This is a genomic window from Mycolicibacterium stellerae, from assembly GCF_003719305.1.
In the GTDB taxonomy this organism is placed as follows: Bacteria; Actinomycetota; Actinomycetes; order Mycobacteriales; family Mycobacteriaceae; genus Mycobacterium; species Mycobacterium stellerae.
Genome location: NZ_RARC01000007.1, coordinates 95,150 through 110,252, shown reverse-complemented (window position 1 = coordinate 110,252; position 15,103 = coordinate 95,150). Strand labels below are relative to the sequence as shown.

Below are 15,103 nucleotides of genomic sequence, written 5' to 3'. Positions count from 1 at the left end.
GCTAGGGGGTGAGCCCGGCGATCAGCTCGTCGGGGCTGATGGGAAGAGATATCGGTTGTCCTGTACGGGCCGATAAGTCCATCGCCATGGTGTTGATCAGGTTGGCGTGACCGTCCGCCGCCGTCGCATGCGGCGTCTCGATCCCGCGGCATATTCGGGCAAACCACGTCGTGGTCTCTTCCCGCATGGGCCCCCAGAGCATGCCGTTCGACACGTCGCCGGGCGGATAACTGCCGATGAAGTCCACGTGTCGCGGGGTGGGCGGCGCAAACCCTCGGCTGTTGTACCCGGCAGGCTGACCGATTTCCGAGGCGAGGATGACATCGCGGTGCGTGTCCTCGACGTCGATCACACCGCGCGTACCGACGATCCCGATCTCCAACCCGTATACGGCACCTGGCCATACCGTCGGCAGAGCCCAGTTGATGTTCATGCTGAACACGACACCGTCGTCCATCGTGAAGATGCCCGACGTGCCGTCTTTCGTGCCGATCGGTCCGAGTGTGCGGTCGGTGGAACGGGCGTACACCTCGACCGGGGTGCGCCCCTCCATCAGCCACATGCACATATCGAGGCTGTGCGTGCCGGACACCACCATCGGTGTCAGCCCGGTCGTGTCGTCCACCTTTCGCAGTGTCGCCTCGGGCACCATGCGGTTCATAAACGCACGGGTGATAACCGTTGTGACGTCCCCGATCTGACCATCACGCAGGCGCTGCTTGACAGTTTGAAACCGCCGACGGAAGCGTTGGGTGTAGCCGACGACGGCGTCGACGCCCGCGTCCTCGATCGCCTCGAGTACCCGCGCGGAGTCAACCGGATCCGTCGCGAGCGGCTTCTCGATGAACATCGGCACGCCGAGCTCGACGGAACGAAGGATCGGCTCGACGTGTACCCGCTCGTCGGTCGCGACGATGATCGCCCCGACTTCGGGCCTGGCAAGCAATTCGCTGAGGTCGGTGGTGGCGAAGTCGGCCCGCACATCGTCGGCAATGGTCTTCAGCGTCGGTTCGTCGACGTCGCACAGGCCGAGCCAGCCGATGCCCGGATATTCGCGGGCGAGTACGGCGCGGATCCGCCCTACGGTGCCGCAGCCGATAACCGCCAGACCCACCGTGCCGTGCGCCCGCAGCGCTTCGGTCATGGCAGCCCCAGCAGCCGTGCGGCGTTACCGCCCGCGATCAGGTCGACCTGCGCCTGGTCGAAGCCCTCGGCCGCACCGAGGAACGCGAGCGGATCGTCGTCGCCCATGTCGTATGGGTAGTCGGTGCCCAGCAGCACATGGTCGGCGCCGTAGAGATCGACCAGGTACTCCAGCTGGCCGGGCTCGAACACCATGGTGTCGAAGAAGAATCTGCGCAGGTAAGTCGTCGGCGGTGCAGGGACATCCTCACGCACATCCTCGCGCGCGCGCCAACCGTGATCCATGCGTCCCGCGTAGGCGGGCAGGTAGCCACCGCCGTGCACCACCAGGATCTTGAGGCCCGGGTGGCGTTCGATGACACCGTTGAAGATGAGATGTGCGGTGGCGAGCGTGGCCTCGAATGCGTGGCCGACGATGTTGACGAAGTTGTGGTCCTCCAACCGCTGCGCATGGGTAGCGCCCTGGGTGTGGATGATGACCACGAGCCCGAGCGCCTCCACCTCTGCCCAGAACGGATCGAGGCGCCGACTGGAGATCTCCTCGCCTTCGACGTGGGTGCCAATTTCGATGCCCCGCATACCGAGATCGGTTGCGAGATAGCGCAATTCCTGGATGGCGGCGTCGGTGTCCTGCAATGGCACGGTGCCCAGCGGCTGGAACCGTCCCGGATACGTCGATGTCGCCTCGACGAACTCCTCGTTCGTCAGGCGCGCGACTTTCGCCCCCAGTTCGGGGTCGGCCCAGTAGTAGTACTGGTAAACCGCGACGGCCACCGCCTGGACGTCGACGCCCATGCGGTCCATGTCGGCGATTCGGACATCGAGCATGTCCATTTTCGGTTTGATCGTCTCGAGCTGGCGCCGGTTCACCGCCTGGGTGATGGGGTTGCCGTGGCCGAGAGCCACCTTCCCGGCTGCACGCGCGGCGTCCGCCATGATCTCGGCTGCGGGTGCACATTCTCGGTGGCAATGGATGTCAATGACTGGACCGTCGCTACGGGACGCCCTGACCACGCTGACCTTCTCCCTCCTACGGGTTCAGCGCCAGGGTAGGACGCGCGGACTGGCCGCACACTGCCGTCGGCCGTGAATGTCGGTGCGACGGTCTCATGGGCACCGGCATGGCGGCTCAGACGGAGGTCGCTCGCCGTGCGTCGAGTGCCTCGCGTACCAGGATCGCCGCCAGGCAGGCAGTGGCCAGGGTCGCGACCAGCACGGCAAAGGTCACACCGGAGGTCCGCAGACCCCAGGCTTGCGACGCCAGGCCCTCGCCGACGACCGGCAGCGAAATCGCTATGTAGGCCACGACGAAGTACGTCGAGCTGACCTCGGCGCGGCAGTGCGGCGGCGTGAGCTCCACGATGGCCGCGAGCCCCCTGCTGAAGCTCATGCCCTGGCCGATCCCCGACACCACCGCGGCCGCGACCAAGGCGATCAACGACGAAAAGTGCAGCGCCAGAGCAAGAGTCACCATCCCGATGACCAGGATTCCGCAACCGACAGCGACGGCCCGCTGCGGGCGGACGTTGGTGGATATCAGCTGGCCCACCGCCGATGCGAAGAAGATCGACGAAACGATGAGCCCCGCGAGCGCATGGTTGCCGATGCCGATCACGTCGGCGAGGAACGACGGTGCCACCGCGGTGAACAATCCTGTCACCGCGAACCCGGCGAACGCCGCGAGCGCCGCGATGACAAACACTGGTCGCACCTCGGCTGGCACCGAGACCCGCTGGAATCCGATGGACCCGCCGCGCGGCGACGTTTCCGGCGCGTATGCCACGGCCGCCGCCGCCAGCAGCGCGAGCACGATATGCACCGCAAAGCTCAGCCGCAGAGGCTCGGGTGCGTATTGGACCAACAGACCCGACAACAGCGGGCCGATACCGAGCGCGCCGATGTTGGAGACGGTCGCGACGGACGCCGCGCGGGTACGCCAGCGAGGCGGTGCGGCCTCGATGACCGCTGCCGTCGCGGTGCCCGCGAACAGACCCGCCGAGAAACCGGACAGCACTCGACCGATGAGCAGAACAGCGACGGAATCGGCGAACAGGAAGACCACGCCGCTGGCAACCGCGAACGCCACACCCGCCAACAACACCGGCCGCCGCCCGATTGCGTCCGACCATCGCCCGAACACCACGAGCGCGAACAACACCCCGCCCGCATAGGTGGCGTAGATGACCGTGGTGGTCAGCACGGAGAAGTGCAGCTGCTCGCCGTAGAGCGCGTAGATCGGCGTCGGCAGCGTCGTGCCTGCCATGATCGCCGCGAATGCGTACGCGAGCAGCGGGAACGCGAAGCGGTGTCGGGGCAAGGTCTCCAGCACTAGGGAGTCAGCGGCAAAGGCGGGGTGCCTTATTCCGATGACGCTAGCGCTAGTGCGCAGTGACCGCCTTCTCGGCGCCGAAGCCGGTCAACGTTCGCACCTCGAACTCCGCGTTCACCTCGGGGTCGCCACGATCCGACGAGCTCAGCGTGCCGACGATACCCAGGATGAATGCGAGCGGGATCGACACGATGCCGGGGTTGGCCAACGGGAACCAGGCGAAGTCCACATTCGGCAGCATCGCGGTCTTGGCGCCCGACACCGCGGGCGAGAAGATGATCAGCACGATCGTTGAGATCAGCCCGCCGTACATGCTCCACAACGCACCGCGGGTGTTGAACCGTTGCCAGTACAGCGAGTACAGGATCGTCGGCAGGTTGGCGGCGGCGGCGACCGCGAACGCCAGCGCCACCAGAAACGCGATGTTCTGCTCGGCGGCCAAGATGCCAAGCCCGATCGCGAGGACGCCAAGCACCACGACCGTGATGCGTGACACCCGCACCTGCTCGTCCTCGGTGACCTGGTGGCTCTTCAACACGCTGGCATAGATGTCGTGCGCGAACGACGTTGCCGCGGTGATAGTGAGGCCGGCGACGACCGCGAGGATCGTCGCAAACGCCACCGACGAGATGATGCCGAGCAGGATCGACCCGCCAAGCTCGAATGCCAGCAACGGCGCGGCCGAGTTCTGCGCACCGGGGGCCGCCAGGATGGCGTCGGGCCCGACGAGTGCGGCGGCGCCGTAGCCCAGCGCCAACGTGAACAGGTAGAACGCACCGATGAGGGCGATCGCCCACACCACCGAGCGACGGGCCTCCTTGGCGGTGGGCACCGTGTAGAAGCGCATCAGCACGTGTGGCAGGCCGGCGGTGCCGAGCACCAGCGCCAGCGCCAGCGAGAGGAAGTTCAATTGCGACGTCAGGCTCGCGCCGTACTGCGCGCCTGGTGCGAGGATGTCGCGCTTAGCGACAGCTTCGGTGGACGAGCCCGACACGGCGGATTGCGCCGTACCAAGCATTTCGGAGAAGTTCAAACCGAACTTGGCCAGCACCCACACCGTCATCAGCGCAGCGCCGCCGATCAGCAGGACGGCCTTGATGATCTGCACCCAGGTGGTGCCCTTCATCCCTCCGATCAACACGTAGACGATCATCAACACCCCGACGACCGCGATGACCAACGCTTGGCCGATATCGCTGGTGACGTTGAGTAGCAGGGCCACTAACCCGCCGGCGCCGGCCATCTGCGCCAGCAGGTAGAACAGGCACACGACCAGAGTGGTGGTCGCCGCGGCGAGCCGCACGGGGCGTTGCTTCAGCCGGAAGCTCAGCACGTCAGCCATGGTGAATTTGCCTGCGTTGCGCAGCAATTCGGCAACAAGAAGCAGCGCGACAAGCCAGGCGACGAGGAAGCCAATGGAGTACAGGAAGCCGTCGTATCCGTAAACCGCGATGGCGCCTGCGATGCCGAGGAAGCTGGCGGCGGACAGGTAGTCACCGGAGATCGCGACGCCGTTCTGCGGCCCGGTGAACGAGCGCCCCGCGGTGAAGAACTCGGCTGCGGTGGCGTTCTTCTTGCTGGCGCGGATCACGATGTAGAGCGTTACGGCAACGAACAGCGCGAAGATGCCGATGTTGACGGCGGGGTTTCCGATGGTGGCGTCTTCGGCGGCGAGGACGTCGATGGTCATGCTGCACCACTTTCGAGTTCGGCGCGGATGGCTTCGGCGTGCGGATCGAGTTCGCGATTGGCCCACACGACGTAGATGGCGGTGATGACGAAGGTGGAGAGGAACTGGCCGAGGCCGATGAGCAGGCCGACGTTGATGTTGCCCCACACCTTGGTGGCCATGAAGTCGTGGGCGAACGCGCCGAGCATCACGTAGGCGAAGTACCACATCAGGAATAGCGCGCTCATCGGAAAGACGAAGCGGCGCAACCTACGTCGAAGGTCCTGAAACTCCGGACTGGCCTGTACAGCGACGAAATTAGGACCGCTCGCGGAGGTTGCCGTTGCGGATGGAAGGTCGGTATCGGACAAGGCGGACTCCTGACCTCGATCTGAAATTGTGTGAGTGACAGCATACTGAGACCTGGCTCACAGGGAAGGGTTCCCGTCGGGTGGCGCCACGAAACCGCCGATTCAGCAAGTCAAGAGATATTCAAGGCGTGAAGCGGGGGTCGACGCGCCACCTCTCTCACAGGGCGACCATGTCAAGGCCGATCCGAAAAGATGCGCTACTGAACCGGGCAGGCGTACTTCCGGGCCACGTCCATCACCCGCTCCTGCGCTCCGGGGCCGATAACCCCCTGAGCAGCCATTTCCAAGCCGATATATCCCGGTATGCCGCCCTCACATGCTTGGTGAGCGACGCGCCATGCGGTGTCTGGATTCAGGTGGTAGCCGTTGCGATCGAGGCCTTGCATGTATTCGTCGAAAGCCGGCGTGCCCTGGTCCGGTACCGCGTTCGCCGCGGTGGCCAAGGTGAGGGCGGTTACCACCGCCGCAAGTAGAGGTCCCACCACACGTCTCATTTTTCGTCCCCCACGGATCTAACACCGGTTGCCGTGTATACACGTTCGCACAGTCCACCGATGCACAGCCTTGAATTGTCACTACCCGTCCGCACCTGCGGCGGTTTGGACACTTATTGACTCCGTTTGACACGCCTTAAACTCATCCGGTGCCCACCCTGCAGCTTGCCCAGGATCCGGCGGCCGATGCCCTGCTGGAGTCCAATCCGTTTGCGTTGCTCGTCGGTATGTTGCTCGACCAGCAGATCCCGCTCGAGGTGGCGTTCGCCGGCCCCAAAAAGATCGCGGACCGCATGGGCGGCGTGGACGCCCGCGAGATCGCCGACTACGACCCGGAAAAGTTCGCTGCGCTGTGTTCGGAACGCCCTGCCGTCCACCGGTTTCCGGGCTCGATGGCAAAACGGATACAGGCGCTGGCTCAGATCGTCGTCGACCGTTACGGCGGCGACGCTGCCGGCGTTTGGGCCGCGGGCGAACCCGACGGCGCCGAAGTGTTGCAGCGACTGAAGGAACTGCCCGGATTCGGCGATCAGAAGGCGCGAATCTTTCTCGCGTTGCTGGGCAAGCAGTACGGCGTAACGCCGAAGGGCTGGCGCCAGGCCGCGGGTGACTACGGTAAGGCCGGCTCGCACCTTTCGGTGGCCGACATCGTCGACGCCGGCTCGCTGGAGAAGGTGCGGTCGTACAAGAAGAAGATGAAGGCCGCGATGGGGCAGGAGCGCAGCGACCAGGCGAAGGGACCCGCCAAGTCGGCCAAGAAGTAGCCGCTAGAGCAGCGTGCCGTCGAACCGTTCCTTTGTCGCGAACTCCGAAACCGGCTTGCGGGTAAGCTTTTTGACCTGTTTGACCGGTTTGCCGATCGGAAGCAGTGCGGCGATCGCGTAGTCGTCCGGTATGCCGAGCAGCTCCTTGACGCGTGGTTCCTCGGCCACCGCCATGGTCGTCAGCACGCCGCCGTAGCCCTCGTTGCGCGCGGCCAGCAGGATATTCCAGACGAACGGGTATACAGACGCGCCAGGGATGACGCCGATACGGTCGAGGTGCTGATCGAACGCCGCGCAGACGTTGAGGTCGACACAGACCACGAGCACCGCCCCAGCCGTCAGCACCGGCGCACCCAGGTAGGGAGGCACCGCCGTGGCGGCCACTTCTTCGGGGGAGACCTTCATGGGCTGCAAGGGGTTCCACGGACCCTCGCCGTTCTTGGTCTGCGCGAGGTAACGCTGTGCGCCCGTCACGCTGAGGTCGACGATCGCCTTGCGGGTCGTCCTGTCCCTGACCACGATCACCCGGGTGCCCTGTCGGTTGCCCCCGCTCGGGGCGAACCGGGCGTTGTCGAGGATTCGTACCAGCACTTCGTCGGGCAGCGGCTCATCGGTGAATCGGCGGACTGCACCCGTGGTGCGCATGACGTCGTATAACTCCATGCCCAACATCTTGACTGTGGGATTCTGGAGGAATGAAGACACACCTGAACTGCCCCTGCGGCGAGTCGATCACCGGATCGGATGAGGACGATCTCGTCGAGAAGGCGCAGAAGCACCTCTCCGAGGCGCATCCCGGCCGCGAATACGACCGGGACGCCATCCTCTTCATGGCCTACTGACCTGCTTCGCTCCGCGAGCGCGGGGTGGTGCCCCCAGGTCGCACGCGGCGCTACGGCACCACCGTCGAGCCGATGGTGGGCATGAATTGGCACTGCTTCTCGGTGGTCGTCACCTGGCCGAAGATCGTCGACATGATGCTGCCCGAACCGGTGTCGGCGATGACCGACAGCGTCGTCGGGCCTTCGGGGTTGATGTCCGACCTCGGCTTGAGCGTGGCGCTGCCCGACTTGCCGGTGGTGAGGTTGACCCAGGTGACGTTCAGCGGCAGCTTCTGCTCTGCTGCCGGACCGGGGGTTCCGATCGCGGTGAACACGTAGGCCGTTTGGCCTGCCGCGGGGCCCGGCGCCGGAATCTTGGCGGGCCCGGCCACCGAGATGGCCGTCGCCAACACGTTGCCACCGTCCTTCAAACACCCATTGCTGATCGACGGATACAGGAAGTCCTGCGTCGTCGGCGCATCCGGACCGAACTGCGGATTGGCGGCGGCCTCGGGAGCAGGCGGCGCACCGTCCGGTGTCGGCGCTGGTGCGGGCGCAGCCTCGGGAGCAGGTGCGGGCACCGCCTCGACGTCAGGTGCCGGAACTGCCTCAGGCGCCGGCCCGACGGCATTGGCCGGGTCGACGCCCGCCGGCAGATGCGCCTCCGCGCCCGGCACCGCACCCGGTGCCGGCACGTGCGCGGCGGCCGGTTGCGCAACGAAACTGTTGACCGCCGTTGCCACATTCTTCGAGTCGGTGGGTGCCGCCGAGTTGCCGGTGAACGCTGCCGCGGCCGCCATCAGCGTCGAGACGGCGTTGTACGGATCGGAAGCAGCCTGTTGAATCGCCGGGCTGAGGCCCTCCACCGCAGGCATACCCGGTGCCTGCATGGCATCGATCGGCAGCGGTGCGGGGGGTTCAGCGTTGGCGGTCCCGGTCACGCCCAATAGCAGCGCTGCCGACGAGCCGACCGCGACGGCGGCGTTGGCGAACAGCTTGCGGGTCGGTGACATGGTTCTCCCAAGGCTCGAAGGTGTGTGGCTGTGTTACGGGGTCACGGCAGGGCGCTGAGGACTCCGGCGGGGACGAGGCCGGCTGCTGCGGGTGCCGCGGCCGCGGGTGCGGCTGCTGCGGGTGCGGCGGCCAGGGGTGCCAGAGGTGCTGCCGCAAGAGGCACGGCGGCGGCCAGCGGTGCGGCGGCTGCGGGTGCCGTCGCGGTCGCCGCAGGCGCGCTAAGGCCTGGGAGCGAAAGTCCGGTCGGAAGCAACTGGGCCAGCCCAGCTGTGTTCGACAGCGGCGCGGGAAGCGCCGAGGTGAGCGACGAGAGCGCGTTGACCGGAGCGGCGGCCGGGCCTGCGACGGCAGCAGCAGGAGTGGCGGCAGGAGCCGCGGCGGTCGGCAGCGCGGGCACCTCGGGCAGGGTCAGTGACGCGGTGGCGCCGGGGGGAGGCGTCGCCGGAGCTGCGGCAGGGGCGGCGGTGCCGGACATGGCGGTCGCGAGGGTCTGCATCAGCTGCGGCGCGGCGGAACCCATGGTGCCCAGCGAGGCCAGCAGCTGTGTGCCGGGGTTCACCGGTGGAGCAGGCACGGGGTCGGCGGAGGCCGTTGCGCTGAGCGCAAGCGCTGAGGCCGCGCCCGCGGCGGCGATCATGGTCGAGACGAGCAGTTTCCTGGTGCGGTACATGGTTCTCCCAATCGTTGGACGGCGAAGGCCTGAAGCCGAAGCTAGTTTGTTACTGGTGTGACTCAAGTGACACGAGTGGCATTTATGCAACCGTTACTGAGACGAAGGCATACGGTTACCGGTCGCTAGAGTCGGTCGGATAGACGCAGGAGCGAAGTCAGTCCCGCGGCTGCCAGCGCGATTGGCGGCCGCGGCACCGTGGCTGCTGCTGGTCAGCATCGCGGCCCGGCTGGCGTGGACCTACCTGGCGCCCAACGGCGCGAACTTCGTCGACCTTCACGTATACGTCGGCGGCGCAGGCACATTGGACCACCCGGGGACTCTCTACGACTACGTCTACGCCGACCAGACGCCGGACTTCCCGCTGCCCTTCACCTACCCGCCTTTCGCGGCCGTCGTCTTCTATCCAATGCACCTGTTACCGTTCGGGCTCGTCGCGCTCGCGTGGCAGCTGGGCATCGTCGCCGCGCTCTACGGCGTGGTGCGGGTCAGCCAACGGTTGCTTTCGGTCGACGACGACTTCGCGAAGGGCAGACGCGTCGCGATGGCGTGGACCGCCGTCGGCATCTGGCTCGAACCACTGCGCAGCACCTTCGACTACGGGCAGATCAATGTGCTGCTGGTGCTCGCCGTGCTGTACGCGGTGTACAGCACGCGATGGTGGCTGTCCGGGCTCCTTGTCGGGCTCGCGGCCGGTGTGAAGCTGACGCCTGCGGTCAGCGGGCTCTACTTTCTGGGTGCGCGCCGCTGGGGAACCGTGGTGTTCTCGGCGGTGGTGTTCTTCGCGACGGTCGGAGTGTCGGCACTGGTGGTGGGCGACCAAACCCGTTACTACTTCACCGAACTGCTCGGCGACGCCAGCCGCGTCGGCCCGATCGGCACGTCGTTCAACCAGTCGTGGCGCGGCGGAATCTCGCGAATCCTGGGCCACGACGCCGGCTACGGACCGGTCGTGGTGGTGGCGATCGCCGTCACCGCGGTGCTGGCGGTCCTGGCGTGGCGCGCGCTGGGCGGCGCCGACGACCGGCTGGGCGCGATCGTCGTCGTGCAACTGTTCGGACTGCTGTTGTCGCCGATTTCGTGGACGCACCACTGGGTTTGGGTGCTTCCGTTGATGATCTGGCTGCTGCACGGCCCGCTGCGGGAACGACTGGGCGCGCAGATCCTCGGCTGGGGCTGGTTGGTGCTGACGATCGTCGGCGTGCCGTGGCTGCTCAGCTTCGCCCAACCGACGATCTGGGTGATCAGCAGGCCGTGGTATCTGGCCTGGGCAGGGTTGATCTACATCGTGGCGACGTTGGTGACGCTGGCGTGGATCGCCTCTACCCGGCCTACTTTTCTAAGATCCCGTCGATCTCCCGGGCCATCTCCACATCCTTATCGGTGATGCCGCCCTCGGAATGCGTGACGAGGGCGAAAGTCACTGTCCGCCATCGGATATCGATGTCGGGATGATGGTCCCTCTGCTCGGCGCGTTCGCCAACGCGACGTACGGCGTCGATGCCCTCGAGGAAGGCGGGGAACTTGATCGACCTGCGTAGCGCGCCGTCCTTGCGTTCCCAGCCGTCGAGGTCGGGAAGTGCGGCGTCTACTTGATCGTCGGATAACACAGCCATCTTTCGACCGTATACCGTCAGCCGCGATGCCAAACCAGATCGTCGTCGCGGGCGCGCTCATCGCGGGTGCCGCGCTGCTGGTGGCGCAGCGTGACCGGCCGCCCGACCTGGCCGGTCTGTGGGAGCTGCCGGGCGGGAAGGTCGCGCCGGGGGAGAGCGACGCCGACGGGCTTGCCCGTGAACTTCACGAGGAGCTCGGTGTCGAGGTGACCGTCGGCGAGCGGTTGGGCGATGACGTCGCGCTGAGTCAGACGATGACGTTGCGCGCCTATCGCGTCACGCAGACCGGTGGCACGCTGCGGCGCAACGATCATCGGGCGCTGCGATGGGTGAAGGCCGACGAATTGGCCGGCCTGCCATGGGTGCCTGCCGACCGCGCCTGGCTGGGAGCACTGACGCTGGCGCTGCGCGGCGGCTGAGCCCGGCCGGGCTACTTCGCGAAACGGAATCCCGGCACGTGTCCACTCGCACTTCGCTGCTCGGATTCCGTCTCGCGGTGCCGCTCGGTTCATGTTTGCCCCTTCGGCGTTCGGCACACATTATTCTTCCCACCCATGGGTGTGCTGCGGTTCATCTGGCGAGGCGTCCTGGCGTTCGACCGGATCGGCTCCCGTATCCCGCAACTGATCCAGATTTGGCTGGTCGAACTGTTCTTCGCGTTGCCGCTGATGTTCTTCATCGCCAAGGTCATCGATATCCGCGGTGGGTTCGGCGTGCCAGGAACCGGTGAGTCCATACCCGGGGTGTTCTGGGGCGCGCTGGTGGTATCGCTGGTTTGCGGGTTCTTCTTTGTCAGGGGTCTGATCCGCCCGCGGGTGGTGCACGGCTCGTGGACGCCGGTGGTGCATGCCGAAGTCGGCGGCTTGACCGTCTACGGCCAGAATCGGCGGTGGACGACGAGCTACGACTACCTGACGAGTCACCCGTCGTATTCGCTGCTGCTGTTGCTTACCGCTCCGATCCCGGCGGTCATGTTTCTGGCCACGGCCAACCACGGAGACAGCACGTTCTATTGGCGGGTCGCGGGCATCGTCGGGCTGATCATTCTGGCGTTGATGGCGCTGGCGCGCGTATTGGCTTGGTACGTCTTCCGATTCGGTCGTCGCCAGGTCGACGACCGAGCCGTGGAGAAAGAGATGTCACAGCGCAAACTCGCGTGGGAAATCGCATGGAAGCCCGTCCTGATGCTCATGGTGATGGTGTACGCGATTGTGTGTATTCCATTGGGCTGGATGTTTTTTCAGGAGAAGCGCACGATTGCCACGCTGCCCGTCGTGACCGTCGACGACACCAAGTTCGCGGGGGAGTATCGCCGCATCGAGGGGCCGATGCTCACGGACGCGGTGTATTGGGCGCCACGAGGGACGGGTCGCGGCGGCAACAACTTCGCCGGTGCCGGGGTCTTGGTCGAATTGCCTTCTGGCGGCGAAGCTTTGCTGCTGGCCGAGTCGCTGTCGGTTCCTGACTTCGTCGGCATGATGAAAGACACGGAGAACGGGAAGCTCGAGGCGCAGGGCAAGGTGATCGATGCCATCACCGAGGACCAGCAGGAGTACTACGGCTTCGACGAGGACGCCTTCCCCGAACGGTCTCCCGACGGCAGGGTGATGATGCTTCTGTCGTACCCCTAACGCGAGATTGCGGGGAGATCGCGATGTCGTAGATTTTCGCGATCTGTGAGCAGTTTCGGCGGGGCGACGACGGGTTCAGTAGTGAAGGCGATCGCCCACCACGCGGACCTGGCTGAGGTCCCGGGGATGGTGCAGGGCATAAAGCGGATGCGTGAGCACCGGGTGGCGGCAGTGCGGGCAGGACTTCTGCGCCGTCTTCGCCGAAGAGAACGTCAGATGGTGGCACGAAGCGCACCGGACGACGAAGAAGGCGCCGATCCAATTCAGGAGCCCCAGATAAATGGCCGCTGTCGTTGCGATCGCCAGCACCGCGATCAAAGCGATGGTCAATACCTCGTAAACCGACATTTTCGCCACCTTCGCACTCAGCTGCCGGAGAACACAACGGTACGCCTGGACCCTGGGACGATCAGGACTTTCGCGCCCGTTTGAACACCTTCGCCAAGTGCTTACCGTGGATTCCATTGCGCTGCGCCTTGCGCACCTGATGCACCACGACCGGGCATTTTTTGCAGCGTGGCTTGCTGCGACAGCACTTTTTCTTCGGTTTCAGGTCGGCAAGCTGGCTCGGCTTCAAAGTGACGGGAATCTCTCGTTTTCGTGATCGGCCCACTGCACTGGGATGATTTGGAGGTGGATTTCCGGAATGTCGCCATCGTGGCACACGTCGACCATGGGAAAACGACCCTCGTCGACGCGATGCTGCGTCAGTCGGGTGCGCTGACGCATCGGGGTGACGATGCAATCGAGCGCCTAATGGACTCCGGTGATCTGGAGAAGGAAAAGGGCATCACGATCCTGGCGAAGAACACCGCCGTGCATCGCAGGAACCCCGACGGCAGCATGACGGTCATCAACGTCATCGACACCCCGGGTCACGCCGACTTCGGCGGCGAGGTCGAACGCGGGCTGTCCATGGTCGACGGCGTGCTGTTGCTGGTCGACGCGTCGGAGGGGCCGCTGCCGCAGACGCGGTTCGTGCTTCGCAAGGCGCTCGCCGCCCACCTGCCGGTGATCCTGGTGGTCAACAAGACCGACCGCCCCGACGCTCGGATCGCCGAAGTCGTCTCCGAAAGCCACGACTTGCTGCTGGACGTCGCCTCCGACCTCGACGACGAGGCCCAGAAGGCCGCCGAGGCCGCGCTCGGACTGCCCACGCTGTACGCGTCGGGCCGGGCAGGCATTGCTAGCACCACCGAGCCCGCCAACGGCGAAAATCCCGATGGGGAGAACCTCGACCCCCTGTTCAACGTGCTTCTGGAACACATCCCGCCCCCGCAGGGCGACCCCGAGGCGCCGCTGCAGGCATTGGTGACCAACCTCGACGCATCGGCGTTCCTGGGCAGGCTCGCGCTGATCCGCATCTACAAGGGTCGGATCAAGAAGGGCCAGCAGGTCGCGTGGATGCGCGAAGTCGACGGTCACCCGGTCATCACGAACGCCAAGATCACCGAACTTCTGGTCACCGAAGGCGTCGACCGGACATCGACGGACGAGGCCATCGCCGGCGACATCGTCGCCGTTGCGGGTCTGCCCGAGATCATGATCGGCGACACCCTCGCCGACACCGAGCACGCGCATGCGCTGCCGCGGATCACCGTCGACGAGCCCGCCATCTCGGTGACGGTCGGGACGAACACCTCACCGCTTGCGGGCAAGGTGAAGGGGCACAAGCTCACCGCCCGGATGGTGAAGTCGCGGCTGGACTCCGAGCTCGTCGGCAACGTGTCGGTCAAGGTCGTCGACATCGACCGGCCCGACGCGTGGGAGGTGCAGGGGCGGGGCGAGCTGGCGCTGGCCGTGCTCGTCGAGCAGATGCGCCGCGAGGGATTCGAGCTGACGGTCGGCAAGCCGCAGGTCGTCACCCGCACGATCGACGGAAAGCTGCATGAGCCGTTCGAAGCCATGACCATCGACTGCCCTGAGGAGTACGTCGGCGCGATCACCCAGTTGATGGCCGCGCGCAAGGGCCGCATGGAAGAGATGACCAACCACGCGGCGGGGTGGGTCCGAATGGATTTCATCGTGCCAAGCCGCGGGCTGATCGGTTTCCGCACCGACTTCCTCACCGAGACGCGCGGCACCGGCATCGCCAACGCGGTGTTCGACGGCTACCGGCCGTGGGCGGGCGAGATCAGGTCGCGGCACACGGGTTCGTTGGTGTCCGACCGGACCGGAACCATCACGCCGTTCGCGCTGACTCAGCTCGCCGACCGCGGCACGTTCTTCGTGGAGCCGGGCGAGGACACCTACGCGGGACAGGTCGTCGGGATCAATCCGCGTCCGGAGGATCTCGACATCAACGTCACCCGAGAGAAGAAGCTGACCAACATGCGGTCGTCGACGGCGGATGTCTTCGAGACACTCGCCAAGCCGATCGAACTTGACCTTGAGCGCGCCATGGAGTTCTGCGCGACGGACGAGTGCGTCGAGGTCACCCCCGAGGCGGTGCGGGTGCGCAAGGTCGAACTAGATGCGACCACCAGGGCGCGCAGCCGGTCCAGGGCAAAAGCCCGCGGTTAGTGTGCTCGTCACGGGGCCGCCTGGCCCCGGTGGACTCAGCGGCCCGGCTCTCGAATCG

At 65.8% G+C, this 15,103-nt stretch carries 17 protein-coding genes; 6 read left to right on the top strand and 11 right to left on the bottom strand.

Annotated elements, in window-relative coordinates:
* Window position 1: 1 nt before the first annotated feature.
* The 6 genes from D6M19_RS11705 to D6M19_RS11680 all read right to left on the bottom strand — a co-directional run bounded on the left by D6M19_RS11705 (window position 2) and on the right by D6M19_RS11680 (window position 6,006).
* Window positions 2-1,144, bottom strand: coding sequence for a Gfo/Idh/MocA family protein (locus D6M19_RS11705; protein ID WP_123025385.1), 1,143 nt, complete (start codon window positions 1,142-1,144; stop codon window positions 2-4).
* Window positions 1,141-2,157: an amidohydrolase family protein gene (locus D6M19_RS11700; RefSeq protein WP_164478439.1), complete on the bottom strand. Its 1,017-nt coding sequence runs from the start codon at window positions 2,155-2,157 to the stop codon at window positions 1,141-1,143. Before D6M19_RS11700 ends, D6M19_RS11705 begins: the two co-directional genes overlap by 4 nt.
* Before the next feature lie 115 nt (window positions 2,158-2,272).
* Complete coding sequence (locus D6M19_RS11695; protein WP_268812306.1) at window positions 2,273-3,460, bottom strand: MFS transporter; 1,188 nt, start codon at window positions 3,458-3,460, stop codon at window positions 2,273-2,275.
* A 61-nt stretch (window positions 3,461-3,521) separates the two neighbouring features.
* Entirely contained in the window at window positions 3,522-5,162 is a 1,641-nt protein-coding gene (locus tag D6M19_RS11690; RefSeq protein ID WP_123025383.1) for a monocarboxylic acid transporter, read from the bottom strand.
* Window positions 5,159-5,512, bottom strand: a complete 354-nt coding sequence (locus tag D6M19_RS11685) for a DUF485 domain-containing protein (protein WP_123025382.1) — start codon at window positions 5,510-5,512, stop codon at window positions 5,159-5,161. The genes D6M19_RS11690 and D6M19_RS11685 overlap by 4 nt, the downstream gene beginning before the upstream one ends.
* Window positions 5,513-5,709: 197 nt before the next feature.
* Window positions 5,710-6,006: a DUF732 domain-containing protein gene (locus D6M19_RS11680; protein ID WP_123025381.1), complete on the bottom strand. Its 297-nt coding sequence runs from the start codon at window positions 6,004-6,006 to the stop codon at window positions 5,710-5,712.
* A gap of 149 nt (window positions 6,007-6,155) precedes the next feature.
* On the opposite strand from D6M19_RS11680, the gene D6M19_RS11675 reads away from it, so the two are divergent.
* A complete protein-coding gene (locus tag D6M19_RS11675) occupies window positions 6,156-6,770 on the top strand; it encodes an HhH-GPD-type base excision DNA repair protein (protein WP_123025380.1) in 615 nt (204 codons plus the stop codon).
* Between the two features lie 3 nt (window positions 6,771-6,773).
* Here D6M19_RS11675 and D6M19_RS11670 read toward each other — a convergent pair whose 3' ends face one another.
* Complete coding sequence (locus tag D6M19_RS11670) at window positions 6,774-7,433, bottom strand: nitroreductase family protein (protein WP_123025379.1); 660 nt, start codon at window positions 7,431-7,433, stop codon at window positions 6,774-6,776.
* A gap of 32 nt (window positions 7,434-7,465) precedes the next feature.
* On the opposite strand from D6M19_RS11670, the gene D6M19_RS11665 reads away from it, so the two are divergent.
* Window positions 7,466-7,612, top strand: a complete 147-nt coding sequence (locus tag D6M19_RS11665; RefSeq protein WP_123025378.1) for a DUF1059 domain-containing protein — start codon at window positions 7,466-7,468, stop codon at window positions 7,610-7,612.
* Window positions 7,613-7,662: 50 nt separating this feature from the next.
* On the opposite strand, the gene D6M19_RS11660 is transcribed toward D6M19_RS11665, so the two are convergent.
* Entirely contained in the window at window positions 7,663-8,604 is a 942-nt protein-coding gene (locus D6M19_RS11660; protein ID WP_123025377.1) for an Rv1157c family protein, read from the bottom strand.
* A 41-nt stretch (window positions 8,605-8,645) separates the two neighbouring features.
* Window positions 8,646-9,275: a hypothetical protein gene (locus tag D6M19_RS11655; protein WP_123025376.1), complete on the bottom strand. Its 630-nt coding sequence runs from the start codon at window positions 9,273-9,275 to the stop codon at window positions 8,646-8,648.
* Between the two features lie 109 nt (window positions 9,276-9,384).
* Between D6M19_RS11655 and D6M19_RS11650 the strand changes: the two genes are divergently transcribed.
* On the top strand, window positions 9,385-10,662 hold the full coding sequence (locus D6M19_RS11650) for a mannosyltransferase (RefSeq protein WP_123025375.1): 1,278 nt from the start codon (window positions 9,385-9,387) through the stop codon (window positions 10,660-10,662).
* Here D6M19_RS11650 and D6M19_RS11645 read toward each other — a convergent pair.
* On the bottom strand, window positions 10,607-10,891 hold the full coding sequence (locus tag D6M19_RS11645; protein WP_123025374.1) for a 4a-hydroxytetrahydrobiopterin dehydratase: 285 nt from the start codon (window positions 10,889-10,891) through the stop codon (window positions 10,607-10,609). The two genes, D6M19_RS11650 and D6M19_RS11645, sit on opposite strands and share 56 nt — an antisense overlap.
* Before the next feature lie 26 nt (window positions 10,892-10,917).
* Between D6M19_RS11645 and D6M19_RS11640 the strand changes: the two genes are divergently transcribed.
* Together D6M19_RS11640 and D6M19_RS11635 are read left to right on the top strand one after the other, a co-directional pair.
* Complete coding sequence (locus D6M19_RS11640; RefSeq protein WP_123025373.1) at window positions 10,918-11,310, top strand: (deoxy)nucleoside triphosphate pyrophosphohydrolase; 393 nt, start codon at window positions 10,918-10,920, stop codon at window positions 11,308-11,310.
* A gap of 135 nt (window positions 11,311-11,445) precedes the next feature.
* On the top strand, window positions 11,446-12,522 hold the full coding sequence (locus tag D6M19_RS11635; RefSeq protein ID WP_123025372.1) for a hypothetical protein: 1,077 nt from the start codon (window positions 11,446-11,448) through the stop codon (window positions 12,520-12,522).
* Between the two features lie 75 nt (window positions 12,523-12,597).
* On the opposite strand, the gene D6M19_RS11630 is transcribed toward D6M19_RS11635, so the two are convergent.
* On the bottom strand, window positions 12,598-12,870 hold the full coding sequence (locus D6M19_RS11630) for a hypothetical protein (RefSeq protein WP_123025371.1): 273 nt from the start codon (window positions 12,868-12,870) through the stop codon (window positions 12,598-12,600).
* Window positions 12,871-13,149: 279 nt separating this feature from the next.
* On the opposite strand from D6M19_RS11630, the gene typA reads away from it, so the two are divergent.
* Entirely contained in the window at window positions 13,150-15,045 is a 1,896-nt protein-coding gene (gene typA / locus D6M19_RS11625; RefSeq protein WP_206428510.1) for a translational GTPase TypA, read from the top strand.
* The last annotated feature ends 58 nt before the right edge of the window (window positions 15,046-15,103 follow it).